Annotated in this window: 28 protein-coding genes; 19 read left to right on the forward strand and 9 right to left on the reverse strand. The window is 35.8% G+C overall.

The window, feature by feature from the left end; translation table 11 throughout:
- Positions 1 to 281: 281 nt before the first annotated feature.
- Positions 282 to 929 carry a DUF1349 domain-containing protein gene (locus KYG33_RS01680; protein ID WP_219072557.1) on the reverse strand — a complete coding sequence of 216 codons (648 nt, stop codon included), beginning with the start codon at positions 927 to 929 and terminating at the stop codon, positions 282 to 284.
- Between the two features lie 88 nt (positions 930 to 1,017).
- Between KYG33_RS01680 and KYG33_RS01685 the strand changes: the two genes are divergently transcribed.
- The 9 genes from KYG33_RS01685 (at position 1,018) to KYG33_RS01725 (ending at position 9,940) form a co-directional block, all read left to right on the forward strand.
- Positions 1,018 to 1,755, forward strand: a complete 738-nt coding sequence (locus tag KYG33_RS01685) for a LuxR C-terminal-related transcriptional regulator (RefSeq protein ID WP_180565694.1) — start codon at positions 1,018 to 1,020, stop codon at positions 1,753 to 1,755.
- A 93-nt stretch (positions 1,756 to 1,848) separates the two neighbouring features.
- The gene (locus KYG33_RS01690; RefSeq protein WP_077414534.1) at positions 1,849 to 2,205 is read left to right on the forward strand and encodes a helix-turn-helix domain-containing protein; all 357 of its coding nucleotides are present in this window, start codon (positions 1,849 to 1,851) and stop codon (positions 2,203 to 2,205) included.
- 428 nt (positions 2,206 to 2,633) lie between these two features.
- The gene (locus KYG33_RS01695) at positions 2,634 to 3,890 is read left to right on the forward strand and encodes an aminotransferase class I/II-fold pyridoxal phosphate-dependent enzyme (protein ID WP_077414532.1); all 1,257 of its coding nucleotides are present in this window, start codon (positions 2,634 to 2,636) and stop codon (positions 3,888 to 3,890) included.
- A 5-nt stretch (positions 3,891 to 3,895) separates the two neighbouring features.
- The gene (locus KYG33_RS01700) at positions 3,896 to 4,528 is read left to right on the forward strand and encodes a TetR/AcrR family transcriptional regulator (RefSeq protein ID WP_077414530.1); all 633 of its coding nucleotides are present in this window, start codon (positions 3,896 to 3,898) and stop codon (positions 4,526 to 4,528) included.
- Positions 4,529 to 4,626: 98 nt separating this feature from the next.
- Positions 4,627 to 5,712, forward strand: a complete 1,086-nt coding sequence (dnaX, locus tag KYG33_RS01705; protein ID WP_180565695.1) for a DNA polymerase III subunit gamma/tau — start codon at positions 4,627 to 4,629, stop codon at positions 5,710 to 5,712.
- Between the two features lie 32 nt (positions 5,713 to 5,744).
- Positions 5,745 to 6,326 (forward strand): hypothetical protein, encoded by a 582-nt coding sequence (locus KYG33_RS22410; protein WP_228408684.1) that lies wholly within the window; start codon positions 5,745 to 5,747, stop codon positions 6,324 to 6,326.
- 400 nt (positions 6,327 to 6,726) lie between these two features.
- On the forward strand, positions 6,727 to 7,809 hold the full coding sequence (locus KYG33_RS01715; protein WP_047384411.1) for a chorismate mutase: 1,083 nt from the start codon (positions 6,727 to 6,729) through the stop codon (positions 7,807 to 7,809).
- 197 nt (positions 7,810 to 8,006) lie between these two features.
- Positions 8,007 to 8,933 (forward strand): ribosome small subunit-dependent GTPase A, encoded by a 927-nt coding sequence (rsgA, locus tag KYG33_RS01720; protein WP_077414526.1) that lies wholly within the window; start codon positions 8,007 to 8,009, stop codon positions 8,931 to 8,933.
- 590 nt (positions 8,934 to 9,523) lie between these two features.
- Complete coding sequence (locus KYG33_RS01725) at positions 9,524 to 9,940, forward strand: nucleoside-diphosphate kinase (RefSeq protein WP_076355787.1); 417 nt, start codon at positions 9,524 to 9,526, stop codon at positions 9,938 to 9,940.
- Between the two features lie 72 nt (positions 9,941 to 10,012).
- Here KYG33_RS01725 and KYG33_RS01730 read toward each other — a convergent pair whose 3' ends face one another.
- Complete coding sequence (locus tag KYG33_RS01730) at positions 10,013 to 11,932, reverse strand: alpha-L-fucosidase (protein ID WP_232539097.1); 1,920 nt, start codon at positions 11,930 to 11,932, stop codon at positions 10,013 to 10,015.
- 161 nt (positions 11,933 to 12,093) lie between these two features.
- Between KYG33_RS01730 and KYG33_RS01735 the strand changes: the two genes are divergently transcribed.
- The 3 genes from KYG33_RS01735 to KYG33_RS01745 are packed head-to-tail and all read left to right on the forward strand — an operon-like array spanning position 12,094 to position 13,937.
- On the forward strand, positions 12,094 to 12,315 hold the full coding sequence (locus KYG33_RS01735) for a hypothetical protein (protein WP_077414522.1): 222 nt from the start codon (positions 12,094 to 12,096) through the stop codon (positions 12,313 to 12,315).
- 3 nt (positions 12,316 to 12,318) lie between these two features.
- Positions 12,319 to 13,416, forward strand: a complete 1,098-nt coding sequence (locus KYG33_RS01740) for a DUF692 family multinuclear iron-containing protein (RefSeq protein WP_077414519.1) — start codon at positions 12,319 to 12,321, stop codon at positions 13,414 to 13,416.
- 35 nt (positions 13,417 to 13,451) lie between these two features.
- Positions 13,452 to 13,937, forward strand: a complete 486-nt coding sequence (locus KYG33_RS01745) for a DUF1772 domain-containing protein (protein ID WP_257468889.1) — start codon at positions 13,452 to 13,454, stop codon at positions 13,935 to 13,937.
- A 213-nt stretch (positions 13,938 to 14,150) separates the two neighbouring features.
- Here KYG33_RS01745 and rpe read toward each other — a convergent pair whose 3' ends face one another.
- The gene (gene rpe, locus KYG33_RS01750) at positions 14,151 to 14,801 is read right to left on the reverse strand and encodes a ribulose-phosphate 3-epimerase (RefSeq protein ID WP_047375387.1); all 651 of its coding nucleotides are present in this window, start codon (positions 14,799 to 14,801) and stop codon (positions 14,151 to 14,153) included.
- A 117-nt stretch (positions 14,802 to 14,918) separates the two neighbouring features.
- Positions 14,919 to 15,992, reverse strand: a complete 1,074-nt coding sequence (locus KYG33_RS01755; protein WP_077414515.1) for a M42 family peptidase — start codon at positions 15,990 to 15,992, stop codon at positions 14,919 to 14,921.
- Between the two features lie 51 nt (positions 15,993 to 16,043).
- On the opposite strand from KYG33_RS01755, the gene KYG33_RS01760 reads away from it, so the two are divergent.
- Positions 16,044 to 16,748 carry a DUF4294 domain-containing protein gene (locus KYG33_RS01760; RefSeq protein ID WP_077414513.1) on the forward strand — a complete coding sequence of 235 codons (705 nt, stop codon included), beginning with the start codon at positions 16,044 to 16,046 and terminating at the stop codon, positions 16,746 to 16,748.
- Positions 16,749 to 16,769: 21 nt separating this feature from the next.
- Here KYG33_RS01760 and KYG33_RS01765 read toward each other — a convergent pair whose 3' ends face one another.
- Positions 16,770 to 17,186 (reverse strand): NUDIX domain-containing protein, encoded by a 417-nt coding sequence (locus tag KYG33_RS01765; RefSeq protein ID WP_047384430.1) that lies wholly within the window; start codon positions 17,184 to 17,186, stop codon positions 16,770 to 16,772.
- 195 nt (positions 17,187 to 17,381) lie between these two features.
- Positions 17,382 to 18,056: a tRNA (5-methylaminomethyl-2-thiouridine)(34)-methyltransferase MnmD gene (gene mnmD, locus KYG33_RS01770; RefSeq protein WP_180565697.1), complete on the reverse strand. Its 675-nt coding sequence runs from the start codon at positions 18,054 to 18,056 to the stop codon at positions 17,382 to 17,384.
- 85 nt (positions 18,057 to 18,141) lie between these two features.
- Here mnmD and KYG33_RS01775 point away from each other — a divergent pair, with 85 nt between their 5' ends.
- The 5 genes from KYG33_RS01775 (at position 18,142) to KYG33_RS01795 (ending at position 22,175) form a co-directional block, all read left to right on the forward strand.
- Positions 18,142 to 19,212 carry a branched-chain amino acid aminotransferase gene (locus KYG33_RS01775; RefSeq protein WP_077414509.1) on the forward strand — a complete coding sequence of 357 codons (1,071 nt, stop codon included), beginning with the start codon at positions 18,142 to 18,144 and terminating at the stop codon, positions 19,210 to 19,212.
- A gap of 208 nt (positions 19,213 to 19,420) precedes the next feature.
- A complete protein-coding gene (locus tag KYG33_RS01780; RefSeq protein WP_219072559.1) occupies positions 19,421 to 19,933 on the forward strand; it encodes an FKBP-type peptidyl-prolyl cis-trans isomerase in 513 nt (170 codons plus the stop codon).
- Positions 19,934 to 20,014: 81 nt separating this feature from the next.
- Positions 20,015 to 21,052 (forward strand): peptidylprolyl isomerase, encoded by a 1,038-nt coding sequence (locus tag KYG33_RS01785; protein ID WP_228408745.1) that lies wholly within the window; start codon positions 20,015 to 20,017, stop codon positions 21,050 to 21,052.
- A gap of 170 nt (positions 21,053 to 21,222) precedes the next feature.
- Complete coding sequence (locus KYG33_RS01790) at positions 21,223 to 21,798, forward strand: hypothetical protein (RefSeq protein ID WP_180565698.1); 576 nt, start codon at positions 21,223 to 21,225, stop codon at positions 21,796 to 21,798.
- Positions 21,799 to 21,953: 155 nt separating this feature from the next.
- Complete coding sequence (locus KYG33_RS01795; protein WP_180565699.1) at positions 21,954 to 22,175, forward strand: hypothetical protein; 222 nt, start codon at positions 21,954 to 21,956, stop codon at positions 22,173 to 22,175.
- Between the two features lie 214 nt (positions 22,176 to 22,389).
- Here the strand turns inward: KYG33_RS01795 and KYG33_RS01800 are convergent, their stop codons facing one another.
- Positions 22,390 to 22,620: a hypothetical protein gene (locus KYG33_RS01800; RefSeq protein ID WP_047384443.1), complete on the reverse strand. Its 231-nt coding sequence runs from the start codon at positions 22,618 to 22,620 to the stop codon at positions 22,390 to 22,392.
- Positions 22,621 to 23,221: 601 nt separating this feature from the next.
- Between KYG33_RS01800 and KYG33_RS01805 the strand changes: the two genes are divergently transcribed.
- Positions 23,222 to 23,740, forward strand: coding sequence for a hypothetical protein (locus KYG33_RS01805; protein ID WP_219072560.1), 519 nt, complete (start codon positions 23,222 to 23,224; stop codon positions 23,738 to 23,740).
- Between the two features lie 242 nt (positions 23,741 to 23,982).
- Here KYG33_RS01805 and KYG33_RS01810 read toward each other — a convergent pair whose 3' ends face one another.
- Together KYG33_RS01810 and KYG33_RS01815 are read right to left on the reverse strand one after the other, a co-directional pair.
- Positions 23,983 to 25,341: a M20/M25/M40 family metallo-hydrolase gene (locus KYG33_RS01810; protein WP_219072561.1), complete on the reverse strand. Its 1,359-nt coding sequence runs from the start codon at positions 25,339 to 25,341 to the stop codon at positions 23,983 to 23,985.
- Positions 25,342 to 25,343: 2 nt separating this feature from the next.
- Positions 25,344 to 26,702 (reverse strand): M20/M25/M40 family metallo-hydrolase, encoded by a 1,359-nt coding sequence (locus tag KYG33_RS01815; protein ID WP_219072562.1) that lies wholly within the window; start codon positions 26,700 to 26,702, stop codon positions 25,344 to 25,346.
- Between the last annotated feature and the right edge of the window lies 1 nt (position 26,703).

Below are 26,703 nucleotides of genomic sequence, written 5' to 3' on the forward strand. Positions count from 1 at the left end.
CAAAAAGCTGGGGTTAATTCTACATGATATCTTTGCTAGGGCTTATGAATATTCATATTTTTGCAAAAATATTTTCACAACGATTAAAGAAGATTTATTGTATAAATAATGATTCTAAGAACACAAACGGTTTTATCTCAAAAAAACAGAAGAGGCTGCATCAAAAGTAACGCCTCTTTTTTATTTCCGGATTTCAGAAATTTCGTTTTTAAACATACAAAACCTCCCATAGATACGGGAGGCGAATTAAACTGATTGTATATTGAAGTGTAATTCAATCGTTATTGATGAGTTTCAAGCCACTTTAGCCTGCGCTCATCCGGAAGATGTTTTACGGTAAAGTTCTCAAAAACAGCATTGAAACCCTGTCCGTCAGGGCAGGCGGCCATTAAGCCAACCATTACCGGAGTATTATCCTGAAGAGGTGCATTCCGCATCATGATATAATTTTTATCATCAAAAGAATAAAATATTTCCACAGCATCCAGCCTTCTCACGGCTTTTATCCATACTGCAGGAGGTGTTTTCTCTAATGTTATGACACTCCAGTCACTTTTGTTGTGAGTTACTACAGTACTGAGGTTGTACTTGCCGTCTACAAATTCCACTCCAGCTTTGATGTAATGTTCTTTGTCAGTTCTCAGCATAAGACCCATCTGATCGAATCTGGCCTTGTAACTGCCGGTGATTTTCACTTTTGCTTCAAATTCACCGCCATAAGTGGTGTAATAAAAAGGAGCATCATCCACCGTAAATCCATAATGTGAAACTCTCCAGTAATCGCTCTGCGGCGTCACAAACATCGAAAGGCTGTTATTTTTGATTTCCCATTTTTCAGGCTCATTGAGCCAGGTCATTTTTTCCAGGCTCTGGGCAGAAAGCTTTTGAATCAGGAATAGGGCACAAAAGCCTAAAATCAATTTCTTCATTCTCTTTGGATAAATTCTAAGGGTAAATTATTATTTTAGCAAAAGTATTATTAAACCTTATTCGCGTCAATACTGATAAATAACCATTATGGAAATCCGTGAACAGCTCAGCGATAAATTACTCGATAACGCTTCCAGAAAATGCATCCTTGATATAGAAGTCTATAAGCAAAGAGCACTTGCGTACTCTCAGATGGAAGGAGCAATATGTGTACTGAGCGATATGCAGGCGAATAAAAGCTTTATTTATAAATCTGCAGCCGCTGGAGAACTTGGACTCACTATGGGAGAAAATCCCACAGAAATAGATTCTATCTGGGAAGAAGAGATGCTGAAAAAGATCCATCCGGATGACCGTCTGAAGAAATATATCCATGAACTCCGTTTTTTCAAATTAATGGATGCTATGGAAATGGAACAGCGTACAGAATACAGTGTGGTGTCAAAAATCAGGATGAAAGATAAAGATGGCGAGTACCGCTGGGTAAAACACCGTATGTTTTATGTGTATTCGCCTTCCAATGGCAGACTGAGGCTGGCTCTCTGCCTTTACAATATTGCTCTGGCTTCATCTGCGGTTCCTGATTTTATGATTATCAATACAATAAAGGGAGAAGTTGTTGTAAAAGATAAACTTGATTATAAAAATATTCTGAGTCCCAGAGAACTTGAAGTTTTGAAATTTGTGGGAGAGGGCTATGCCAGCAAAGAAATTGCAGATATACTTTTCATAAGTATCAATACTGTCAGCAGACACCGTCAGAATATTCTGGAAAAACTAAAAGTAAAAAATTCTACACAAGCTTTCAAAGATAGTTTTTATTAACTACTTAGCTTTAAATATCCGAAAAGTTCACCATGTTATTTTGTATCTTATGATTAATTTTATACCTTGAATATAGATTAGCAAGAAAAATACATGATGAAAAGAAGTGAAGAAATTACCCGTCAATATTTTACCTTTCTGGACAAGCACATTCAGGAGGTTATTTCCGGAACTGTTCCGGATTTTATGGAGCTGAACGAAATTGCCGGAGAGCTTGCTGTCTCTCATAAACATCTCACTGATACCATTAAAAAAGAAACCGGAGAGCACCCCTGCTATTTTTATGATGGAAAAATTATCGAACAGGCTAAAAAGATGCTCATCAATTCCGATAAATCTATAGCAGAAGTTGCCCGTATTTTTACATATGACCCATCCAATTTTTCAAAATTTTTCAAAAAAATGACCGGTTTTACTCCCGGAAAATTCAGGAATTCCAACAAAATTTAACCTGCTTATTTTATTTCTTTAAAATTGCTGTGGGAGGGAATTTGTGACGATTTTCATCTCTTGGTAGGGATTTAAGCATGCCGGATTTTTCATTATAATGAGTGTTTTAGTGAATAATCATCGGAAAACAGCCTGAAAATAATCTTTTATAAATGAGATGGTTGTAAGGAATAACCGCCTTTTTTTATTATTTATTTATTAATATTTCTTTATTGTTTACTTTTTTTGTTAAATTTAGGTAAGAAAAAACTAATTAATTCAATAGGAAAAAAAAGTTAAAAAGGGACAGATATATAAAATAGTTTGGTTACCAGTTAATAAGAATAAATTATTGTGTCTTTAATAATATTTAATCTTATTGCAGGCGTTTAAGCCCTCTAAATAGTTATATATTTGTTTCTTTTAAACCACAACAAACAAGATTAAGGATGAGCATCAATTTCACAACAGCAACTATTAAAGACTTTGAGAATATACCAGATAATAATATGGCTCAAAGGGCTGAAATTTTTTATGAATATTTAGACTACGTAAAGTCTAATGGACACATGAATTACAGACTGAAGAATACTTCAGGAACCAATGCGATACTGAATGTAAATATTGCAAACCAAAACAGAGAATTTGTTAGTTTTGTATCAAGTGATTATTTAGGATTTACGCAGCATCCAAAAGTAAAACAAGCTGCTATTGAAGGAATCGAAAAATATGGTACAGGTACAGGAGCTACTCCTCTCATCGGGGGATATTTTGATTACCATAATGCTTTAGAAAAAAGAATTTCAAGTTTTTTTAAAAGAACAGAAGATGAAGCCGTAGTATTTACTACCGGTTATACTGCTAATAGTGCGAGTTTACAGTGTTTAATGCAAAAAGAAGATCTTGCTATTTTAGACATGGCAGTACATGCCAGTGTACACGAAGGATGCGCTTTTACCAATAAAAAAACTTTTCCGCACAATAATTTGGAATCTTTGGAACACATTTTGAAGGTATCTGAAAATCTGTACCGTACGAAACTCGTTATTGTGGACGGAGTGTATTCCCAGGATGGTGATACCTCCCGTATTAATGAGATCTACAATCTTGTGAAAAAGTATAATGCCTTTCTAATGGTAGACGATGTACATGGCGTTGGTATCCTTGGAGAAACAGGCAGAGGTACTTTGGAACAGGCTGGTTTATTAGATAAAGTAGACATCATCACGGGAACATTCAGTAAAACGTTTGGAAACCTTGGTGGATATGTCATTGCCGATAAAAAATTGGCTGCATTTATCAGATTCCATTCCCGTCAGCAGATTTTCTCAGCAACAGCTCCACCATCATCCGCAGGAATTGTTAAAGCCATTGATTTAATAGATGAAGAACCTATCTGGAGAGAAAAACTCTGGAGCAATATCAATTATTTCAAAAAAGGACTTGATGATCTTGGATTGGATACCGGAGTTACCTGTTCCGCAATTATTCCAGTGAAAATTGGAGATCCCTATGTAACAGGTGAAGCAGGAAAACTACTAATAGAAAAAGGAATCTACACCAACCCGATTCTTTATCCGGCTGTACCAAGAAAAGATGCGCGTATCAGGATGAGTGTAACTGCAAGACACGAAAAAGAACATCTCGACAAAACGCTTAACGCGTTTGATGATATTAATAAAAAATTGCATATTGCAAAAAAATAATAATTATGCCTAGAAAAGTAGTGCAGGGCCCCATTAGGGACAAAGAAAAAACAAAACAAAAACTGCTTGCTGCAGTTGGTAAAATTTTAAGAGTAAAAGGATACTCCGGACTAAAAGTAAGTAAAATTGCCGCAGTGGCCGGATTTGATAAAAAATTGATCTATGAGTACTTTGGAAGTACTGATAAACTGATTGATGAATATATCAAATCTCAGGATTACTGGAGCCAGGTCAACCAGGACGTTGATATGGATTTCTCTGACGGTGGACACGAACTTACTAAAATGGTTGTACTCAACCAGTTCGAAAACCTGAAGAAGAATAAAGAACTTCAGAAGATTATCCTGTGGGAGCTTTCAGAAAGTAAACCTATTCTTAAGAAATTAGTTGAACAACGTGAAGAGGTAGGAGAAGTTTTATTTGGGAATATCTCAGATCCTTATTTTGGTGAAGGGGTAGCTACAAGACACAGGGCAATTATGGCTTTGATTGTTTCCGGGGCTTACTATCTTAACCTTTATACAGGATATAACGCAAACAAGTTCTGCGGTATTGACCTGAAAACTGAAGAAGGTAGAAAAGAGATTGAAAGTGCTATTGTTGAGTTGATTGACTTTGCATACAGCAAAAAAAAGTAGGGATTAAAAGTTTTCCGATTTAAACAGAAATACGTTTTTTGTTGATATTTGAAAACTTTTAATTTTCAAATTAAAACTATATTTCTTATTTTTGACCAATGGAAAATTTTATAGTATCTGCAAGAAAATATCGTCCTCAGGAGTTTGATACGGTTGTAGGGCAATCCCATATTACGGATACTTTAGAACATGCAATTGAAGAAAGTCAATTAGCTCAGGCATTACTTTTTTGTGGTCCTCGTGGTGTGGGTAAAACTACTTGTGCCAGAATTCTTGCAAGAAAAATCAATGAGAAAGATGGCTCGGTTTCAGAAGATGGCTTTGCTTATAATATCTATGAGCTGGATGCTGCATCCAATAACTCTGTAGATGATATAAGGGAACTGATAGATCAGGTAAGATTTGCACCTCAGGTTGGTAAATACAAAGTATATATCATAGATGAGGTCCATATGCTGTCTTCTGCCGCTTTCAATGCTTTCCTTAAAACACTGGAAGAGCCACCTGCCCATGCCATCTTTATTCTGGCAACAACAGAGAAACATAAAATTATTCCAACAATTTTATCCCGTTGTCAGATCTATGACTTCAAGAGAATTGTCATTGAAGATATCCAGAATCATCTGAGAAATATTGCTCAAAAAGAAAATATCCAGTATGAAGATGATGCATTGTACCTGATTGCTCAGAAAGCTGACGGGGCACTAAGAGATGCGCTTTCTATCTTCGACAGGCTTTCTACATTCTCCCAGAAAAATATTACGCTGGCAAAAGCAGCCGAAGTACTGAATATTCTGGATTACGATCAATACCTCAATATTGTAGATCTTGCCAAGGAAAACAAAATTCCTGAAGTGCTTTTTGCGTTCAATGAAATTGTAAAAAAAGGATTTGATCCCCATATTTTTATTGCCGGATTAGGAAATCATTTCAGAGACCTGATGATGGCGCAGAATGCTTCTACGATCGACCTCATTGAAGTAGGAGAGAAGACGAAATCCAAATTTATAGAACAGGGACAGAAGTGGGCTGCCCAGCAGCTGATTGATGGCATTGAAATCTGCAACCATGCAGATATTAATTATAAGAATTCCAAAAACCCAAGACTTACGGTTGAAATTGCATTAATGCAGCTTGCTTCACTGACAGCTAATTTAGGCGATACTAAAAAAAAAAGTTCCTGATTCTGGCTCCGTTTCTTAGTGAGAAACAGGAGGTGAAGATACCGGAAAAAACTCCGGAGAAAAAAGAAGTTAAAGCAGAACAAAAGCCTGCTGCTTTGGAACAAGTTGAGGAAACTTTAGTAACAAAAACAACCAGGCCATTATCAAGACCGGGAATTTCTTCCGGTTTCAGCATCAATTCTTTCCTGAATAAAGAAGATAAAGTGGAAACAACAGAAGATGTTGTTGTGAAAACTGAACATCTTCCTCAAAACCATTTTACAGATACAGATCTGCAGATGGAATGGAAAATTATGCTTAAACAGCTTCAGGTAAAAAATAACTTTGTATTTAACGCAGTAAAAACATTCAAACTGGAAAAAGCTGCAGAAAATAAAATCAAAGTTTTATTCCCTTCAGATTCTGCCAAAGTAGAATTTGATAAAATAAGCGGAGAATTTTTTAATCATTTTAAAAGAAAAATTCAAAACCATAGAATTGAGGTAGAATACGTCAGAGACGTTGAAAACCTGAAGATTGAAGTGGTGACCAAGAGGAAAATGTTTGAAAAAATGATCGAAAAAAATCCACTTTTAAAAGATCTTGATGATTTAATGAAGTTTGATTTGACATAATTTTTATATATTTGTCAGATATTTCTGTTGAAAATACGTTTTCAACAAGAACAAATTACAACCAGAAACGCTAAAACAAAGACATTTCCAGAATAAAATGGAAAAACTGACTAACACATATCTGTCTTTTTTTGCACCCGCTAATTACTTTTTTAGCGGTTATTTTAGTTTTTCTGCTTCTTATTATAGAAATTTCAGAACGTATTACCGATTTTATTGGTACTGTTAACTGAATTTCTTTCCAAAAAATACAGGAGAAGTAGAGCCCTATTATTTTCCTGATTCCTTTAAAAATTTTTGAACGGCATTTTTTGAAAAGAATTATAAATTAAATTTTATAATCCAAAGGGCTATTGCTGTCAACGAAAAAATTATATAAAAAAACAATAAAATTTAGAATATGAATTTAAATGATTTGAAAAATGAGTGGATCGATGGGCTTACACAGCCACTAATGATCGCGGGACCATGTAGCGCAGAAAGTGAAGCTCAGATGCTTGAAACCGCCAGGAGAATTAAAGAATCCAATGCCAATGTATCGGTTTTCCGTGCGGGAATCTGGAAGCCTCGTACCAAACCAAACGGTTTTGAAGGAGTAGGAGTAATCGGTTTGAACTGGCTAAAAAAAGTAAAAGAAGAGTATGGTTTTAAAACAGCTACTGAGGTAGCCAATGCACACCATGTATTTGCAGCTCTGGAAGCAGATGTAGATGTTCTTTGGATTGGAGCACGTTCTACAGTGAACCCGTTTACAGTACAGGAAATTGCAATGGCTTTAAGAGGAACAGATAAACCTGTATTCGTGAAAAACCCTGTGAATCCGGATCTTGCATTATGGATTGGAGCGTTGGAAAGACTTTTAGGTCAGGATATTAAAAACCTGGGAGTAATTCACAGAGGATTTTCAACATACCAGAAAACAAAATACAGAAACAACCCGAACTGGCAGATTGCCCTTGATTTCAAAAGCCAGTTTCCAAATATTCCAATGTTGATTGACCCATCACACATCTGCGGAAACAGAACCGGTCTTGCTGATATTACACAGGAAGCTCTTAACGTAGGATACCAGGGTGCTATCATTGAATCACACTGTAATCCTGATGAAGCCTGGAGTGATGCTTCTCAGCAGATTACTCCTGAAGTTCTTGCAGACCTTATTGGTAATCTGAAAGTAAGAAGCTCTAATCTTGCAGGATTTGAAGGAGAAATGGGAAGACACAGAACTTTAATCTCGGATCTTGACTTCCAGTTAATAGAACTTCTTTCTCAAAGAATGAAAATTTCTGAAAAGATCGGTAAGCTTAAAAAGGAAAATGATATCGCGATTTTCCAGCCTGAACGTTGGAAAGTAATCACGGAATACGCTAATCAAAAAGCAAAAGAAACCGGAATGTCTCAGGAATTTATTGAAAAAGTCTTCAAAGCAATTCACGAAGAATCTATTGAAGTTCAGAACAGCATTATGATCGATAAGAGATAAACAGCAGATAAACGGGTAAGGGGATTAGGGTTTAGGATAAGTAGAATTGATTTAATTCCTGAAAACAATTACCTATTTACGGCAAAAAATATTTATTAGGGCTTAGACCTCAGGATTTAGAAGAATTGAAACATGTGTTTTTAACCTATTTCCTGAATGCTAAGCCCTAATTCCTTATATTTGCACCAGTATTATCTATGAAAGGAAAAATCATTAAATCTACAGGCAGCTGGTACCAGGTTTTGGAATTGGAAACAAATAAAATTTTCGAGGCCAGAATCAGGGGGAAATTCAAATTAATAAAAACAAGGCTTACCAATCCACTTGCTGTAGGAGATTTTGTTGAGTTTCAACTGGAGCAGGATGATATTGCCTGGATCACGAAAATTGAGCCACGCTCCAATTATCTGATCAGAAAATCAGTAAACCTTTCAAAAGAAGCCCATATTATCGCTTCCAATATTAATTTAGCGTGCTTTATCTTTACCCTGAAACATCCTGAAACATCTTTAGGATTTCTTGACAGATTTTTGGCATGCTGTGAAGCCTATAATATTACTCCTTTGATTCTTTTTAATAAGATTGATGTTCTCCAAGGGGAAGAAATAGAAATTGTGAAAGATGTCGAGTTTCTCTACCAGGAAATTGGATATAACACATTGGAAATTTCATCTTATTCAAGACTGAATCTAGATCAGTTGCAGGAAATCCTTAAAGATAGAACTTCAGTGTTCTTCGGACACTCCGGTTGTGGGAAATCTACTTTAGTAAATGCTTTGCAGCCAGGACTGAATTTGAAAACATCTGAAATTTCAGACACCCATCTGAAAGGAAAGCATACAACAACTTTTGCACAGATGCACTTCTGGGATTTTGGCGGAAATGTTATCGACACCCCTGGAGTTCGTGAATTTGCAATGATCGATATTGAAAAAGAAGAAGTACAGCATTACTTCCCTGAGATTTTCAAAAAGAGAGAAGAGTGCAAATTTCACAATTGCCTTCACATTAATGAGCCGAAATGTGCTGTTCTTGATGCCCTTGAAACAGGCGAAATACAACATTCGCGCTATTCTACGTACATTAAATTGATGGATGAGGCGGAAGAAGCTTCTCAGAAATAACCATATCAATTTCTATACTATTATAACCACTGCAGATTAATTCGAACAATCTGTACAGATTCTATTGCTGTCATTTTAGTATAATATTTCTCAAATATTATTTTTTAATGTTCAAATTTAACATTCTTACTAATGGTCTGTTTTTTTTGATTTGTTTTTTCTAAATTTTAACGAAAAAAATCTCTTTTTTATATAACTCTACTTTTTGGCATAACAAATTTGGCAGATAACTCCACTTTTGGCATATTTTAGTTTAGTGAGAAAATAATTTTCTGGAAAATCCGATTGTTTTAATAATTGAAATAAAAGCAATAATACTATTAAATTTACTTTTATTTAGCTATTTAAAATGTTGAATTGATAAAAAATGGCATTGTTTTTTGAAAATAAAAAACCCAGCCGAAGCTGGGTAAAAACTAATAACCATGAAAACTCAAATTAAACATGAGAATCGCAGTAGAATAAACAATTACTGTGCCAAAGATTGGTTCATAATTTCTTAATAAAAGTTATTTTTATGTTAAAAAAAAATTAAAATAAAAATCAAAGATATTTTTTGTAATTTTGCGCCATTAAAAAAATATACATTTATGTCTAACATTACATTCACTATGATTAAGCCTGATGCAGTTGCTGACGGACATATCGGTGCTATATTGGGTAAGATTGCTGAAGGAGGTTTTAAAATCAAAGCTTTAAAATTAACTCAGCTTACAGTTGCTGATGCAAAAAAATTCTATGAAGTACACGCTGAAAGACCATTTTATGGTGAGTTGGTAGAATTCATGAGCTCTGGTCCTATCGTGGCTGCAGTTTTAGAAAAAGATAATGCAGTTGAAGACTTCAGAACATTAATTGGTGCTACTAACCCTGCAGAAGCTGCAGAAGGTACAATCAGAAAAATGTTTGCAAGAAGCATCGGAGAAAATGCTGTTCACGGTTCAGATTCTAACGAGAATGCATTAATCGAAGCTCAGTTCCATTTTTCAGGAAGAGAGATTTTCTAAGAAATCATCTTACAAAATAAAAGATCCGGAGAGAATTCTCCGGATTTTGTTTTTTATGATATTCAACGCTTATTAAAGATTGTTTTCAATAGCACCCACATTTTCTCTGTAAAGTTCAATAGGCTTATTGAGTAAAACAGCAATGACAGTCATCTGCTTATCCAGCTTTTCCTTTGGAATATCAATATAAATAATTCCCGGTCTGTCACTCCAGTAAAGTTTATTATATATCGTATGTGACAGCATAGTGCCTTCGCCTACCACTCTTATTCTGGCAATTCCGTTTTTTATTCCTTTTAAGGCAATTGGACCTGTAGGGGTTCCTTCCACAAAAAGATAAAGTGTCTGTTTATCTTTTGACAATGCACTTATTCCTGAATAGTGGCCATCTGGTAATCCTTTTTCAGTTTCATAAAGTGCCTCCGCATGCTTACTTATCCATTGCAGAGTTTCCTGATTGGTGTTGGGTGTTGTCTTGATTTTCATATCGAGACCATCACTGGTCAGCCCTGAAGAGGTCGGCAGATTATAACCATTATATAGTGTATTGGCTATAGTATAGGCCGCTTCCTGTGTGTTTTTATTACCCATGATTTCAGCGAGAGAGTGATTTTCCTTTTTAAAATCTTTCAGAAATACAGGCGGAGTATCAAAAGTAAGTTCTACAACGGTGACGTCTTTATCAAATTTCACATTGGAAAAATTCAATGTGAGTGTTTTTTCAGCGTTGTAATCTGTTTTGATAATAGCTGAAGGATCTCCTATTATTTTTGCTGAAGCAGGTTTTGTTTCCAATCCATAAATCTTTGCGAAGTTTTTGGCTTCCTCCAGGTAAAGGAATAAGGATTTTTTTGAGGTAGATAAAGAAGATTTTCCTTTATAATTTTCAAAAGGAATTCCACGGGTTGTTTCATAAATGGCGTGCTGGTTTTTAGAGGTCCATCGGCCAAGGTTTTTCAGAATTTCCACTTGCTCCTCGGGAATTGTACCATCTGATCTGGGTCCGATATCAAGCAGAAGATTTCCTCCCATACTGATAACATCTGCCAGCGTTCTTACGATCATATTAGGTGTTTTATAGCTTTTATCATAAGGCTGATATCCCCAGGAATCATTCATGGTATAACAAAGCTCCCAGTATGGATTTTGTGGTGGAACGACCGGAATTCCCTGTTCAGGAGTGTCATAATCCCCATGATTGTTGAGCCTTGAATTGATGATGATATTTGAATTGTATTTCTTGAGCAGATCCAGAGTCTGAGAAGCTTTCCATTCCTCAGAAGTATGTTCCCAGTCTCCATCAAACCAAAGAAGGTCAGGGGAGTACTGAGAGGAAAGTTCATTAAGCTGGCTTTGATAGTAACTGATGAAATTCTGCCATCGTTTCGGATCGTTTTTTATTTCGTATCGCTTTTTTGTCCGCGTATTGATATCATAATAGGGATGGCTCCAATCCGGCAAGGAGAAGTAAAGCCCTGTTTTTAATCCGGAATTTTTCAAAGCAGAAATAAAAGGACTTAGAACATTTTTTTTGGCCAAAGACTGTCCGGGAATTGTGATCGCTTTTTCAGCCTTAGAGTTCCACAATGAAACCCCGTCATGATGTTTGGTCGTAATAACAGCGTATTTTGCTCCGGATTCTTTAATAAGGTTTACCCACTGTTCAGGCTGATATTTTGAAGCTGAAAAACCATTCAGCTGTTTCATGTAATTTTCGTGATTGATATAATTGTTGAAAAATGACCATGATTCAGATATTCCATTTACGGAGTAGATTCCCCAATGAATAAAAATACCCAGTTTGGCATTTTTAAACCATTCCATTTTCTTGCTGTTGTCAACTGTTTGAACCTGTGCATTGGTATTATAAGCAGATAACACCAACCCAAGGAAAACAGCTTTAATCAGACTGCTTTTCATATATAGTTTTATTTTACCATTAAATATAAATAAAGAAAGCATTACCGCAATAATATCTTGAGATTTACTCATAATTATTATCAGAGCGTCTCCTTTATTATTGTATTTTTATGATTTAAACTAAAAATTAAAATAAAACCATCTCCATATAATTTGAACTTAAAATAAAAGGTTGAATATATTGGACGAGATAAATGGAACGTTTATTGTAAATTTTATCTGAAAAAGCAATTATGAAAATTCCAGCAATATTAATGGCGAGTTTATTAGCAGTAGGAGCTTCTGCACAAAGCACTAAACCTGAAACTAGAACTAAAAAGCCTGTAAAAAAAGTAAAGAAAGCAACAGCACCCGATACTGTTGAAAAGAAAAAACCGGGAACTCCTAAGTCAATCGTAAAAAAAGATACGCTTGTTCTTCGTGGCCATGGCTGCCCGGCTTGTGGAATGGGATAAAAGATGAAAAAACCACTATTAGGAATATCAATGATGGCAGAAGCTGATTTTGTTTCTGCTGTTTTGCCGTTGCTGCAGAACAACACTATTGATGTTCTGGAATGGTCCTTTGATACCCTTTATCATGCCAATGAACCGGATTGGCTTCGTGATCTGCTAAACTTTTATGCAGAAAATAACCGTTTGATAGGCCATGGTGTTTATTATTCCCTGTTTGATGCAAGATGGACAGAAAGGCAGGAAGATTGGCTGAAAAAGCTAAAAGAAGAAGTCGGCTTAAGGAAATACAATCATATCACGGAACATTTTGGTTTCATGAATACTGAAAACTTTCATCAGGGAGTACCATTGCCGGTATCTCTGCATCCCAAAACTTTACAAATAGGAAAAGACAGGCTGTACAGGCTTCAGGAGACGATAGATATTCCTGTAGGTATAGAAAATTTAGCGTTTTCATTTTCTATTGATGATGTCAAAGAACAAGGGATTTTTCTTGATAAGCTAACGGAGGATACCAATGGCTTTCTGATTCTCGATCTTCATAATATTTATTGTCAATCCTGTAATTTTGGAGTGAAAATGCAGGAAATAATTGATCTGTACCCTTTGGATAAGGTAAAAGAGATTCATCTTTCCGGAGGAAGCTGGCAGGAGAGTGTATATGGGAAAAAGCAGGTGAGAAGAGATACCCATGATGATATTATTCCCGAAGAGATTTTTTCTGTTTTGCCTTCCGTTTTAGCAAAGTGTCAAAATCTGGAATATATTATTACCGAAAGGCTGGGGCATACGCTGAAAACAGAAGAGGAAAAAGAAAATTTCCTGAATGATTTCAATAAAATTAAAACAATAATCGAAGCTTCTGATTGGAAAGGAAGAAAAATAAGCAGTTGGAACAAGCGGCAAATACAACTTCCGGAGAAACCTGTCGAAGATCTGGCTTTGTTTGAAGAGCAGTCAAGGCTTACCAGACTTCTTTTTGACAATGCGGGAGCAGCAGTTATCAAAGATCAGGATTTTCATTACTTTAAAACAGAGAACTGGGATCCTGAAATGATTCTTACTGCCCAGAATATTATCAAAAAATGGAATCCTTATTAATTCTATCCTGATAACCAAAATCAAAATATATGAAAATGACAACACTAGTATTGATCATTACCGCTGTCCTCACTGCTCTGATAGGAGGACTTTTCTATGCTTATTCATGTTCTGTAGTCCTTGGACTGGGAAAACTCTCTGATGTAGAATATCTGAAAGCTATGCAGAACATCAACCGGGAAATTCTGAACCCTGTTTTCTTCATGAGTTTTATGGGAACAGCGGCTTTTCTGCCGGTATCTGTCTTTTTGTTCCGCGGACATCAGCCTGTTTTTATCTTTCTCCTGCTGGCTGCACTGGCCTATCTGATTGGGGTTTTTGGAGTGACGGTTGCGGGGAATGTTCCGATGAATGACGCACTGGATAAGTTTGATATTTCCAATTCTACAACGGAAGCCATCAGGCAGATGCGCGCTAATTTTGAAAACAGATGGAATTTTCTGAATAATATAAGAACCGTTTTCTCTGTTATTTCTATCATTTTTGTAGTCTGTGCCTGTATCTGGAATAAGGAGGTGTAAATGGGCGAATACGTAGAAATACTTAATGTTAGATTCGGTATTTCTACGGATGTGTACCTATGGTTTTATTCTGATCTTTGTGTTGTTAGCAAGACAAAACAGATTTAACATTTTCAAAATGTTGAGAAAAAATTTATAACCACGAAGACTTCATTTCAAACAAGAGAAAAGGCAGCCATTGGCTGCCTTTTGTTTTTATAATAAAGATAATTATTAAATCTTTAGAAGTTCAATCGTTCTCTCAGGGCTTTCTGCTGAGAAAACAGCATTTCCTGCCACAAGTACATCAGCTCCGGCTTCAAAAAGTTTAGAAGCGTTGTCAAGGTTCACTCCACCGTCTATTTCAATAAGGGCTGTAGAGTTGTTGCTTAAGATTAGGTCTTTGGTTTCAGCAATTTTTTTGTAAGTATTTTCAATGAATTTCTGTCCTCCAAACCCTGGATTTACACTCATTAACAATACCAGATCCACATCTGCAATGATGTCTTCAAGCATTAATACCGGAGTAGAAGGGTTCAAAACAACACCTGCTTTTACTCCTTTGCTCTGAATGTGATGAATGGTTCTGTGAAGGTGAGTACATGCTTCATAATGTACTGAAATAAGGTCTGCACCATGATTGATAAATTCATCAACATATTTCTCAGGCTCCACAATCATCAGGTGAACATCTACAAATTTTTTGGCATGCTGCTGAACAGTTTTCATTACCGGAAAACCAAATGAAATATTGGGTACAAAACGGCCGTCCATTACATCAATGTGGAACCAGTCGGCCTGGGAATTGTTCAGCATTTCAATGTCTCTTTGCAGATTCCCAAAGTCTGCAGATAAAAGGGATGGAGCAATAAGCTTCGTTTTCATTTTTACTTTATATTAGATATTTAGAGTCAGGAATCAAGAACCAAAACATGGTCAAAACAGGTGTTTTATATGTGTATTTTGGTTATCTTGAATCTTGTGTCTGGCATCTTGATTCTATTAATGATACTTCAGTTTCATTTCCGGTTTGATCTTAAGAACGGTTTCGTAGATAAGTTTAATCACATTCCCTACATCTTCTTTGGACACCATTTCTACCGTAGTATGCATATAACGCAAAGGTAAGGAAATTAACGCACTTGGTACTCCGCCATTAGAATGAGCAAAAGCATCTGTATCAGTTCCTGTAGCTCTGCTTGCTGCTGCTCTTTGGAAAGGAATTTTTTTAACTTTTGCTGTGTCAATAATCAATTCTCTGATGGTATGGTGAACACTTGGCGCAAAGAATACTACCGGTCCTGCACCACATTTCTGATCTCCTTCTTTCTTCTTTTCAATCATCGGAGTGGTAGTGTCATGGGTAACATCCGTTACAATGGCAATATTCGGTTTGATGGTGTCAGCGATCATATCTGCGCCGTATAAACCTACTTCTTCCTGTACAGAATTGGTAATATAAAGTCCGAATGGAATAGATTTTTTATTTTCTTTCAAAAGTCTTGCTACTTCTGCAATCATGAAACCTCCGATTCTGTTGTCCAACGCTCTGCAGACAAAATATCTGTCGTTCATTTCAAAGAACTCGTCCGGGTAAGTAATCATACATCCTACAAAGATTCCCATTTCTTCCACTTCTTTTTTGGAAGTAGCACCACAGTCGATGAAGATATTTTCAATTTTAGGAGTAGGCTCATTCTGATTCGTTCTCGTATGAATAGCCGGCCATCCGAATACTCCTTTTACAATTCCGTTTTCTCCGTGAATATGAACCACTTTTGAAGGGGCAATCGTCTGATCGGAACCTCCGTTTCTGATGACATAGATTAATCCGTCATCTGTAATATAATTGATGTACCATGAAATTTCATCAGCATGTGCTTCAATCACTACTTTAAATTCAGCTTCCGGGTTGATGATCCCATAACAGGTTCCATAATGGTCTACTTCTATTGTGTCAACATAGGGTCTGATATAGTCCATCCAGACTTCTTGTCCTTTATGTTCGTAACCTGTTGGAGATGATGTGTTTAAATATTTTTCTAAAAATTTCAAAGATTTCTTTTCAAATTTCATAAAAAGGAATGATTTTTGCGTTTAATTTTTGTTCTTATAAGTGTAAAAATAATGAATTTTAGTAAGATTATCTGCCTTTTTATTCTCTTTTTTGGAGTCAGTGCTTTTGGCCAAAAGGATGGTGTAGTGGCGAAACCACTCAATCAGTATCCACCTGAATCCTTGAAAACGGATGAATTTGGTAATAAATACTATTATGACGAGCAGCAAAAAGTCAAGATTTATGAAATTAACGGCGAGCCTGTAGTTGTATTAGACGAGTTGGTTTTGGTTAATAAACCGAGATTTAATAACCAGCTGGATAAAAATTACTATTATTTTCTGAATAAAAAGCTGTACAGAGTATATCCGCTATTTGTCACTGCATTACAGCAGTACAGAGACATCCAGAAAGATATGAATGATATGGATAGCAAGGCTAAAAGAAAATTTGTAAGAGAACGACAGAATATGCTGGCAGATCAATATGAAAAACAACTGAGAGATCTTACCACTACCGAAGGGCAGGTTTTTGCAAAACTGATGAACAGGGCTACCGGAAAAAATGTCTATGAAATAATCAAAGAACTGAGAGGCGGATGGAGCGCTTTCTGGTGGAATGTAAAAGGAAAAATGGCCGATATTGATCTGAAAGAACAATACGATCCACACAAAAACAGAACTGATGAATTTGTAGAATCATTGCTTCAGTCCAATTGGAATTCAGGGTATTTGCAGCCTTACCCGGGAGCAAGCGATTTTAAAGTCAAGAAATAATATAAATTCCTGTAAGAATGCTTACAGGAATTTTTCTTTTAATTTATCAAATACAATCTTATCTATTGGAAGAGGGAAAGGATTGTCTGGTCTGTCTATATCAATCCATTCTGTTTTTTCGATGCAGGGATCCATGATAATGAAATCTTCTTCGTTCACAATATCTACTATATAATATATCGTAAGAAGCTGTTCGTTTTCTTTGAAGCGGGAAACCAGAAAGTTTTCCTGAGTATAAAAATGTTCCAGAACATTAATCTGTACATTCAGTTCTTCATCAAATTCACGATGCAGGCATTCCAGTACTCCTTCACCATATTCTAATCCGCCACCCGGAAATTTCATTAAAGGTTCGCCGGCATATTCTTCAAATAAAGTCAGAACTTGTTTGTCTTTTACCGCACACGCATACACTCTAATGTTGATCTTATCTATCATATATATAATGTATAATATTTGTATAGCTAATGTAAGAAATTTTGTTGAAAAAAGCTGGCTGTAGGAAGCGTGAAGCTGGAAGTTTTATGCTATCTGTTTTATTTCTGAAAATTTCCAAATCAATCTATCTTTACTATAGAATGATTATTATAAAAAATAGAAAATTAAAGTATATTTCCTTAGTAGCTTTACATTCTACAATTTAACGGCATTGATCATTTCTCTTTTTCCCGGAGGTCCCTGTTTTTTTTCTACCTGGAAATTCAGTTCCTGAAGAATTCTTCTTACACTGCCTTTAGAAGAGTAGGTAGTTAATAATCCGTTAATGGCCATTTTGTCAGAAACCAGTTCAAATAGTGGCTTTTCCCAAAGATCAGGCTGTACTCTGGCACCGAAACAATCAAAATAAACAAGATTGATTTTAGGCAAGTCAATGTCTTTTAGGTCAAAAAAATCACATTCTATCTTTTTTAAGTTGAATCCACTAATGATTTCTACTGACTTTTCCCAATCTGCCAGATGAATTTTCTGATAAATATTTTTAAACTCAGGGTTATCAAAATGTTCAAAGTAAGCCAGATCCTTAACTTCGGATTCATTTATGGGATATTTTTCAAGCGAAAAATAATTGATGACATGATTTTTGTCAGTTTTTAAATATTCATTAATTGTTACTAAAACATTCAAACCTGTTCCAAAACCGAGTTCTAAAATATTAATTTCGCAATCATTTATCAAATTTAATCCATTTTTAATAAACACATGTTCGGCTTCCTGAAGTGCTCCGTGATGAGAATGGTAATTTTCATTTAATTCATTGATAAACAATGTTTTACTGCCGTCGTTTGTGGTCTTAATCTCTCTTTTCAAGCTATTTTTTTGTCAAATTTACTCTAAAATTTTTATATTTAGAAAATTATGTTAAATTTGTAGAACATCGTAAAAATTTTAAAAAATGATAATTCAAAAAACTGAAAACTCCAGAATTTCTACATTTGACCCTAACGATTTTTCATTTGGTGGTACTTTCATAGATCATATGATTATATGTGAGTATGAAGATGGGAAATGGGGTGATGTAAAATTAGTTCCTTACGGTCCGATTCCATTTACGCCTGCCATGATGGGGGTAAACTATGGACAAGCTTGTTTTGAAGGTATGAAAGCCTATAAAGACAAAGACGGGCAGGTTTTCCTTTTCAGGCCTGAAAAGAATTTTGAACGTATCAATAAGTCAGCAAAGCGTCTTGCTATGCCTGAGGTGACTGAAGAAATGTTTTTGGACGGATTAAAAGCATTGGTAGATATGGATAGAGAGTGGATTCCACAGGGGGAAGGAATGTCTCTTTATATCAGACCATTGATCTTTGCAACGGAGGAAGCTTTGAAAGCAAGAGTATCTAATAAATATATGTTTGCAATCGTTGCAACACCAGCGAAGAGCTATTATTCTGAGCCTGTATCTGTAAAGATCTCTGATCACTATTCAAGAGCAGCAAACGGAGGAGTAGGTTCTGCAAAAGCTGCAGGTAACTATGCTGCTTCTTTCTATCCTACGCAATTGGCGATCGAAGAAGGATATGAGCAAATCATCTGGACAGATGATGCTACTCACGAATATTTCGAAGAAAGTGGTACAATGAACGTATTTGTAAGAATCAACGATACAATCTATACACCTCCAACTTCTGAGAAAATCCTTGACGGAGTAACAAGAGACAGCTTCATTCAACTGGCTAAGAAAAGAGGAATTGAAGTGAAAATAGAACCAATTCCTGTGAAAACAGTTATTGAAGCATTGAAGAATGGTTCTCTTAAAGAAGTGTGGGGAGTAGGTACAGCAGTGGTAACCACTCAGTTCCAGGCTTTAGGATATGAGGGTGTAAAACTTGAGCTTCCAAGATTATCTGATGAAGAAAGCTTCGCTGCTATTCTTAAGAAAGACTTGGTAGACCTGCAGACTAATCTTTCTGAAGATCCTTTCGGATGGAGAGTTGTAGTAGATCATGCATTAGAAACAGTTTAATATTTTTTTTAAATAAACTATATAAAAGTCGGGTTTTTCCCGGCTTTTTTTGTATTTATGTATTCGTGTAAAATGTATGAATAACTTTTAATCAGAGGATTCAGCCAGCTGCCTTGTTTTATTAGCAGATTGATACATTCTTACATTCACATATTTCTGGGTCAAGTTTTGTAATTGATTCGCGAAATGTGTATTTTCGCAAAAGTTTATGAAAAAAATACTCTTCATATCAGCCATAAGCCTGTTAAGCTGCAACAGAAATACACAGACGGCCCATCCTCCGATAGGCGGTGTTTTAAGCCAAAAAGATCTGGATGTTTCTAAAAACAGGATGAAAAATCTGAATATCATAGAAAGAGGCCAGATTCAGGATTGGATCAGCGGGCAGTCTGTGAAATTTTATCCTACACAGCTTAATTACTGGGTAACCGCTGAAGGTTATGATCAGAGAGAAAGAAGGAAAGATGAAACTTTGATTTCCTATTCTTATGATCTGTATGATTTTGATCAGACAAAAATATACGATCAGTCTTTTGAAAGAAGAGATGCCAGATTCGGGCACTTTGATGAACTGAGGGCAGTGGAGAACGCTTTACGTTTTATACATGATGGAGAGGAAGTAACGCTTTTGGTACCGTCTTCTTTGGCTTACGGAACTTTTGGAGACGAAAAGAAAATAGATAACGATATTCCATTAATCATAAAATTAAAAGCGCTATAATACATGAAATTGTTTAACAAGAATATAATTCTGGCAGCGGCAAGTATCTCGCTGATGAGTTGTACCCCAATTTATAAAAAAATGAACGTAGACAAAGAAACTTACGAAGGTCTTAATGACGGGCTTTATGCCAATCTTCAAACCACAAAAGGTAATTTGATTGTAAAGTTTGAAGACAAGAAAGCACCAGTAACTGTAGCCAACTTTATTGGTCTTGCAGAAGGGAAAATCGACAACAAAGCTAAGGCTAAAGGAGTTCCTTATTATGACGGAACTATTTTCCACAGAGTAATCAAAGATTTCATGATCCAGGGGGGAGATCCTCAGGGAACTGGCGCGGGTGATCCGGGATATAAATTCGAGGACGAAAGAAACGACCTTAAACATACAGGAAAAGGTATTCTTTCAATGGCGAACTCAGGACCTAATACAAACGGGTCTCAGTTCTTCATCACTGAAGTAGCTACGCCTTGGTTAGACGGAAAACACACGATCTTCGGAAAAGTGGTAAAAGGTAATGATGTGATTGATGCTATTGCTAACGTTGAAAAAGGAGCTCAGGATAAACCTAAAACAAATATCGTTCTAGAAAAAGTTTCTGTTTTCAGCAAAGGTGATGAGTACAAGCACTATGATGCTGCTAAAACATTTACTGAAGGAAAAGCAAAGATTGCAGAAAACAATAAAGCTTTCATCGCTAAAGAAGAAGCTGAAAAGAAGAAAAAAGAAGAAGAATTCAAAGCTAACCAGGAGAAATTAGTTGAAAACCTAAAAGCTGGTATGCAAAAAACTGAATCAGGTCTTTACTATAAAATCACAAAAACAGCTGACGGTAAAGCTCCAAAAGCGGGTGATAATGTATCTGTACATTATGCAGGTAAACTGGTAGACGGAACTGAATTCGATTCTTCATTCAAAAGAAATGAGCCGATCGAAATTCCAATCGGAATGGGAAGAGTAATCAAAGGATGGGATGAAGGTATCCTATTGTTGAAAGAAGGTGAAACTGCTACATTATTGATCCCGCCGGCAATGGCTTACGGAGAAAGAGGTGCAGGAGGAGTGATCCCGCCAAACTCTTGGTTAGTTTTCGATGTTGAGCTTGTAAAAGTAAAATAATTGAATCTTAAAAATATTCTCAAAAGCCGTCCGGAAGGATGGCTTTTTTTATTCTGTTCAAATACATTCTGTAACGATCTGTGTAAAGATTGCGACCCATTTTAATATCTGGGAAGTTCAATGATTTTTCCGGTAAAAAGTAATCTTAAATTTGTAACAACTACTAAATAATGAAAACCAAATCACTTCTGTTTCTGTTCGTTCTGCTTTCGTTTATAGCTTTTTCACAGACCAAGGCAAATCCTGACGATACAGCGATAAAGAAATCACTTACTTATTTTGTAAACAGTATTAAATCTAAACAGCTAGATCAGGCAGTAAGCTGTATATATCCAAAATTCTTCACTATAGTTTCAAAAGAACAGATGACGCAGATTTTGAATATGACATATAATAATCCATTCATGAAAATTGAAGTACAGGATTTGAAGTTTGGAAATATTGAAAAACCTGAACTCATTACTGGTGAGTATTTCTCTATTACCAATTATTTTTTGAAACTGAAATGTAATGTAAGCTCATTAAATGATGATATGAAAAAGAAAATGAACAGCGCTTTAACAGCCAAATATGGTGCAAATAATGTTAAATATTTAGCTAACGAAGGTTCATATCTCATCAACGCTAATATGAAAGCATGTGCTGTTTCAAAAGATAAAAAGTCATGGAAATTTGTTATTCTTGAAAAGGAATATAAAAAAGAACTGGTGAAAATCTTACCGAAGAAAATTCTGGATACATTTTAAAAGGTTAAGCAGTAAGCATCAACTTTTATATTAAAATAATGCCGTCTTGAAAAAGATGGTTTTTTTTTCCTGTAAATACCGTAAAAATACGGATTTCGGTAAAACATTATTACATCTATCTTTATCCTGCACTTATAAGAAACAAAATAAGAGATATGTTTGATCTGAATTACGACCTTATAAAAAAAGAAATTGAGTCAGAAATGTGTGAAGAACACGGTCTGCACCCGGAATTGATTAAAACAGATGAAGGCTTTGGAATAAAAGCCTGTTGTGAACCTTTCAGAGAAAAAATGGTTGAGAAGTCCGGACATATGATCGAAGAAGAAACCAAAAAGGTCCTTGAAAAAATGATGAAGGACCTGTTTAAAGAATAAGTTTTTACGATGTTAAGATAACTTTGTTGTTATCGCAGAGCTGCTCCGGAGGGAGTGGCTTTTTTTGTTGGAAAGATTGTAATTCATAAGGACTATTAATTATAATTAAAAAAAATTATGGGTTTTAATGATTGTATAGTTTAGTTATACAAATAAAAAACCGCCCCAAACAGGACGGTTTTTTCAGTAAAAATTAATTGAAAGTTATATTTTATTATCTTTTCTTCATACTTGTTCCGGCTAAAGAACTGATGAATACAAGGCCGAAGCCGATATAAGCGGCAAATGCCGTCAGATATATAATTAAGCTGTTAAAGCTTGGTTTTAAGGCGTATACCAATACAGAAAATGCAGCAAAACTTAGTACCAGCAATAAGCTCCATATATTCAACTTTGCAGCATCTTCATTTCTCTTAAAAATCATTTCAAAAAAGGCTCTCATCATTACTTACATTTTAAGGGTTATACAATTAATTAAAAAAATAAAGGCGTACTCATCGCGGTAAAAAGAATAAATTCCTTTACTGGGCTAAGGTTCGTGATGACTTTGCCGTTTATCTATATCGTAATACCGGGCCAAAAGTCCGGGATATTTTTGTTTTTTTTGAATCAATAAATGATTCGTGGTTATTGATGATACCAGTGAGATACGGGTGCAAAATTGCTGTGAAAAATCAACGGGGGTTAATTAATCACGAGCCCGTATCTGTTACGGCATCGTAGAAAAAAAAGGATTCATATACTAGATATGAATTTGAATCAGTGGAAAAACTGAAAATCCACAGAAAACCTTTTTTCTCATCCTTAGTGTTTTTTTTAATTTTTTCTCAATATTTTACATGCTAATATCATGCCAAAATAAAACTTTCTCGATTAACACTTTGTTTCACGGGACTGGCGAAGCTCCTCATGAAGCGTGTTTTCATCTGTTATTTCCTTAAACAAAGAAAAATTTTCTGTTTTTAAGCTTAAGTTGCCTGAAGCAAAGAAAATATTACGGTGCAACTATTTTTTATATATTTAAACTCCTTTAGTATAGTTTAAAAATGAACCGGGAAGGGTTAAAAGACAGTATCAATATCTGTATAACAAATCTTTTGCAGCTGGCTGAAATCAATTGTTGGAATGCGATTTCCCCGAAATTGTTTTTTATTTTGTCTGATTTTAATGAATTTGAAGGATCCGATTTCAGTGAACAGAGGATATCCCGAAACAGGATAAATAATTCAAAAACATTGCTTACTTTGGATCTTGCACTGGAGATTTTACAAAAAGAGTTTGATGATCTTTATGATGTTACTCTGTATATTTTCCGGGCAAATACAGGAGAAACTATTATAGAAATCCAATATTACAGAAAATCAAATTTTGATGCTGATTATTTTGCTGTAGTAAAAGATAATCCACCAATGTTCCATTCAAAAATTGCAATGCCTGTATATGCATGGGAAGGAGAGAAATTTGATGTCAATTGGGAATCGGGAGGTGGAATACATCATGAGTGGAAAATTTTTTTATGGAGAAATTTTCTTTACAGGCTTAAAATTAAAAAATTCAAAAGATAATTTTGTAGGATAAGAAATTAGTTATTACCATTTATACAATCATCTGTGTCAATCTGTGAAATCAGTGGTTATAAAATCAATATAAGTTTTGGCTGAAGCCATTGGAAGGTATTTGTAAAATTAAACGGCTCCCTTCGTCTACGCTTAGGATGATAGCCTGTTCCTATTGAAATAATGAGATATTGTATGTGATATTGTATGTGAAAAACAAAAACCGCCTTTAAAGACGGTTTTTATATTTGTTACCAGTTTTTATCAATCATATAAATAATCTGTGTCAAAGCTGTAGCGCCTAATAAAAGCTCTCTTCTGTTCACTTTTTCAAAAGTATCTTCTTCCGTATGGTGAATATCAAAATAGCGCTGAGAATCCGGCATCAATTCAGCGGCAGGAATTCCCATGTCATGAAGCGGATAGAGGTCAGTTCCGGAAAATCGTTCCTCAAAATTATAAACTCCGTAGGGAATGAATAGACTTGACCAGCCTTTGATCTGATTTCTTTTGGTATCATCCATATCCAGGGCAATTCCTCTTGGTGCAAAACCTCCGGCATCCGTTTCTATGGCAAAAAGATGTTTTTCATTCTTCTCTTTTACCGTTTTACCGTATTGAATTCCGCCCTTTACTCCGTTTTCTTCATTGGCAAAGCAAACCACTCTGATAGTATGGTTATTTTGTAATCCTAACTTTTTAAAGGTTCTCAAAACCTCAATACTTTGAACAATTCCGGCTCCGTCATCATGAGCGCCTTCACCTACATCCCAGGAATCAAGGTGTCCTCCAACTACGATAACGCTTTGGTCTTTTTTACCTGTGATTTCCCCGATTACAGAATGGGAAAGCTTTTCGCCTTTCATTCCGCAGTTGGAATTAAGTTTAGCAGTAATTTTCTGGCTTTTCAGTAAAGCTTCCAGTTCATCTGCTGTCGTACTTCCGATGGCTACGGCAGGTATTTTAGAGACTTTGTCTTCGTAGCGCATTGCACCTGTGTGAGGTACATCATCAAAAGCAGAAGAAAGTGATCTGACGATGGCAAACTTACCTCCTTTTTTTGCCGTTAATGAAGCGGCTGTGGTTCTGTATTTTGCGGCATCACCATATGCTTTAAAGGTTTCTACAAACGACTGGCTGAAGGGGTAGTTGAAGAATACAATCTTATCTTTCACCTTTTCAGAGGGAAGTTTATCATATTCTTCCATAGATTTTACCATGATAATTTCTCCCGAAACATCTTTTCCTCCGGTTCCTTCAGAATTTCCAAGGGAAAGCATTTTAAGACTTTTCCATTTTCCGTTAGAAGCCTGGATATGCAGAGATTCTTTTCCTCTTTCCCATACCGGAATCATAACTTCCTGAAGCCATACTTTATCAGCTCCGGCATCACGAAGCTTCTGCTCTGCCCATTTTACTGACTTCTCGTAAGCTTCAGATCCGCTTAAACGATGTCCGATATTTTTTGTAAGCTCTCTCAGCTCAGTATATCCTTTTCCGTTGTTCAGAATTTTCGTAGAGATTTTTCTGAACTGAATAGAATCGTCTTTGGATTGGCCAAAAACAGCCATTCCAAAAAGTAATAATGAAGTTCCTACTATCTTTTTCATAGTTACCAATTTTTATCAATCATATAAATAAGTTGTGTCATTACCGCAGAACCAAGTAACAGTTCTCTCCGGTTGACTTTTTCAAAGGTGTCTTCTGCTGTATGGTGAATGTCAAAATAACGCTGTGGATCTGGAACCAGCTCAGCTGTGGGAACTCCCATTTCGTGAAGCGGTGCTATATCCGAACCAGAATATTTACCCTCAAAATTGTAGACTCCATAAGGTAAAAACAGGTTGACCCAGCTTTTGATCTGGTTTCTTTGAGTATCATCCATTTCCAGGGAAATTCCCCTTGGTGAAAAACCTCCGGCATCTGTTTCTATCGCAAAAATATGTTTTTCATTGTTTTCTTTAACAACTTTGCCATATTGTTTTCCGCCTTTTGTTCCGTTTTCTTCGTTGGCAAAGCAAACAGCGCGGATGGTGTGGTTATTTTGTATTCCTAATTTTTTAAATGTTCTCAGAACCTCAATACTTTGCACAATTCCGGCTCCGTCATCATGAGCACCTTCACCCACATCCCAGGAATCAAGGTGTCCGCCAACTACGATAACGCTCTGGTCTTTTTTGCCAGTGATTTCTCCAATTACAGAATGAGAAAGCTTTTCGCCTTTCATTCCACAGTTGGAATTAAGTTTGGCTGTTACTTTCTGATTTTTTAACAGGATTTCCAGTTCATCAGCAGAAGTATTTCCGATCGTAATGGCCGGTATTTTTGAAACGTTTTCATCATAGCGCATATTGCCTGTGTGAGGAACATCATCAAAAGCGGAAGAAAGTGACCGGATGATGGCAAATTTCCCTCCCTTTTTAGCAGTCAATGAAGCCGCAGTTCTTCTGTAGGGGCTGGCATCGCGATAAGAAATGAAAGTCTGTACATTTTCCTGATTAAAAGGATAGTTGAAAAATACAATCTTATCTTTCACCTTTTCTGCAGGAAGTTTATCATATTCTTCCAGTGATTTTACCATAATAATATCACCTGAGATGTCCTTTCCTTTTGTACCTTCGGAATTTCCGAGAGAAAGCATTTTAATACTTTTCCATTTTCCGTTTGAAGTCTGGATGTGCAGAGATTCTTTTCCTCTTACCCAAACCGGGATCATGACTTCCTGAAGCCATACTTTATCAGCTCCGGCATCACGGAGTTTCTGTGCTGCCCATTGTACTGATTTCTCATAGGCTTCAGATCCGCTTAAACGGTTGCCTATAGTTTTGGTAAGTTCTCTCAGTTCATTGTATCCTTTGCCGTTGTTCAGAATTTCTGTGGAAATCCTTTTAAATTGGATAGAGTCTTCTTTAGTCTGACCAAAAACAGCCATTCCAAAAAGCAATAATGAAGTTCCAAATATCTTTTTCATA

Origin of the sequence: Chryseobacterium sp. D764 (assembly GCF_019317325.1) — a bacterium.
Lineage (GTDB): Bacteria > Bacteroidota > Bacteroidia > Flavobacteriales > Weeksellaceae > Chryseobacterium.

Bases quoted from the DNA above. Each gene is read 5' to 3' on its own strand.
- KYG33_RS01680 (WP_219072557.1), bottom strand. From the start codon at position 929: ATGAAGAAATTGATTTTAGGCTTTTGTGCCCTATTCCTGATTCAAAAG.
- KYG33_RS01685 (WP_180565694.1), top strand. From the start codon at position 1,018: ATGGAAATCCGTGAACAGCTCAGCGATAAATTACTCGATAACGCTTCC.
- KYG33_RS01690 (WP_077414534.1), top strand. From the start codon at position 1,849: ATGATGAAAAGAAGTGAAGAAATTACCCGTCAATATTTTACCTTTCTG.
- KYG33_RS01695 (WP_077414532.1), top strand. From the start codon at position 2,634: ATGAGCATCAATTTCACAACAGCAACTATTAAAGACTTTGAGAATATA.
- KYG33_RS01700 (WP_077414530.1), top strand. From the start codon at position 3,896: ATGCCTAGAAAAGTAGTGCAGGGCCCCATTAGGGACAAAGAAAAAACA.
- dnaX (WP_180565695.1), top strand. From the start codon at position 4,627: ATGGAAAATTTTATAGTATCTGCAAGAAAATATCGTCCTCAGGAGTTT.
- KYG33_RS01715 (WP_047384411.1), top strand. From the start codon at position 6,727: ATGAATTTAAATGATTTGAAAAATGAGTGGATCGATGGGCTTACACAG.
- rsgA (WP_077414526.1), top strand. From the start codon at position 8,007: ATGAAAGGAAAAATCATTAAATCTACAGGCAGCTGGTACCAGGTTTTG.
- KYG33_RS01725 (WP_076355787.1), top strand. From the start codon at position 9,524: ATGTCTAACATTACATTCACTATGATTAAGCCTGATGCAGTTGCTGAC.
- KYG33_RS01730 (WP_232539097.1), bottom strand. From the start codon at position 11,932: ATGAGTAAATCTCAAGATATTATTGCGGTAATGCTTTCTTTATTTATA.
- KYG33_RS01735 (WP_077414522.1), top strand. From the start codon at position 12,094: ATGAAAATTCCAGCAATATTAATGGCGAGTTTATTAGCAGTAGGAGCT.
- KYG33_RS01740 (WP_077414519.1), top strand. From the start codon at position 12,319: ATGAAAAAACCACTATTAGGAATATCAATGATGGCAGAAGCTGATTTT.
- KYG33_RS01745 (WP_257468889.1), top strand. From the start codon at position 13,452: ATGACAACACTAGTATTGATCATTACCGCTGTCCTCACTGCTCTGATA.
- rpe (WP_047375387.1), bottom strand. From the start codon at position 14,801: ATGAAAACGAAGCTTATTGCTCCATCCCTTTTATCTGCAGACTTTGGG.
- KYG33_RS01755 (WP_077414515.1), bottom strand. From the start codon at position 15,992: ATGAAATTTGAAAAGAAATCTTTGAAATTTTTAGAAAAATATTTAAAC.
- KYG33_RS01760 (WP_077414513.1), top strand. From the start codon at position 16,044: ATGAATTTTAGTAAGATTATCTGCCTTTTTATTCTCTTTTTTGGAGTC.
- KYG33_RS01765 (WP_047384430.1), bottom strand. From the start codon at position 17,186: ATGATAGATAAGATCAACATTAGAGTGTATGCGTGTGCGGTAAAAGAC.
- KYG33_RS01775 (WP_077414509.1), top strand. From the start codon at position 18,142: ATGATAATTCAAAAAACTGAAAACTCCAGAATTTCTACATTTGACCCT.
- KYG33_RS01780 (WP_219072559.1), top strand. From the start codon at position 19,421: ATGAAAAAAATACTCTTCATATCAGCCATAAGCCTGTTAAGCTGCAAC.
- KYG33_RS01785 (WP_228408745.1), top strand. From the start codon at position 20,015: ATGAACGTAGACAAAGAAACTTACGAAGGTCTTAATGACGGGCTTTAT.
- KYG33_RS01790 (WP_180565698.1), top strand. From the start codon at position 21,223: ATGAAAACCAAATCACTTCTGTTTCTGTTCGTTCTGCTTTCGTTTATA.
- KYG33_RS01795 (WP_180565699.1), top strand. From the start codon at position 21,954: ATGTTTGATCTGAATTACGACCTTATAAAAAAAGAAATTGAGTCAGAA.
- KYG33_RS01800 (WP_047384443.1), bottom strand. From the start codon at position 22,620: ATGATGAGAGCCTTTTTTGAAATGATTTTTAAGAGAAATGAAGATGCT.
- KYG33_RS01805 (WP_219072560.1), top strand. From the start codon at position 23,222: ATGAACCGGGAAGGGTTAAAAGACAGTATCAATATCTGTATAACAAAT.
- KYG33_RS01810 (WP_219072561.1), bottom strand. From the start codon at position 25,341: ATGAAAAAGATAGTAGGAACTTCATTATTACTTTTTGGAATGGCTGTT.
- KYG33_RS01815 (WP_219072562.1), bottom strand. From the start codon at position 26,702: ATGAAAAAGATATTTGGAACTTCATTATTGCTTTTTGGAATGGCTGTT.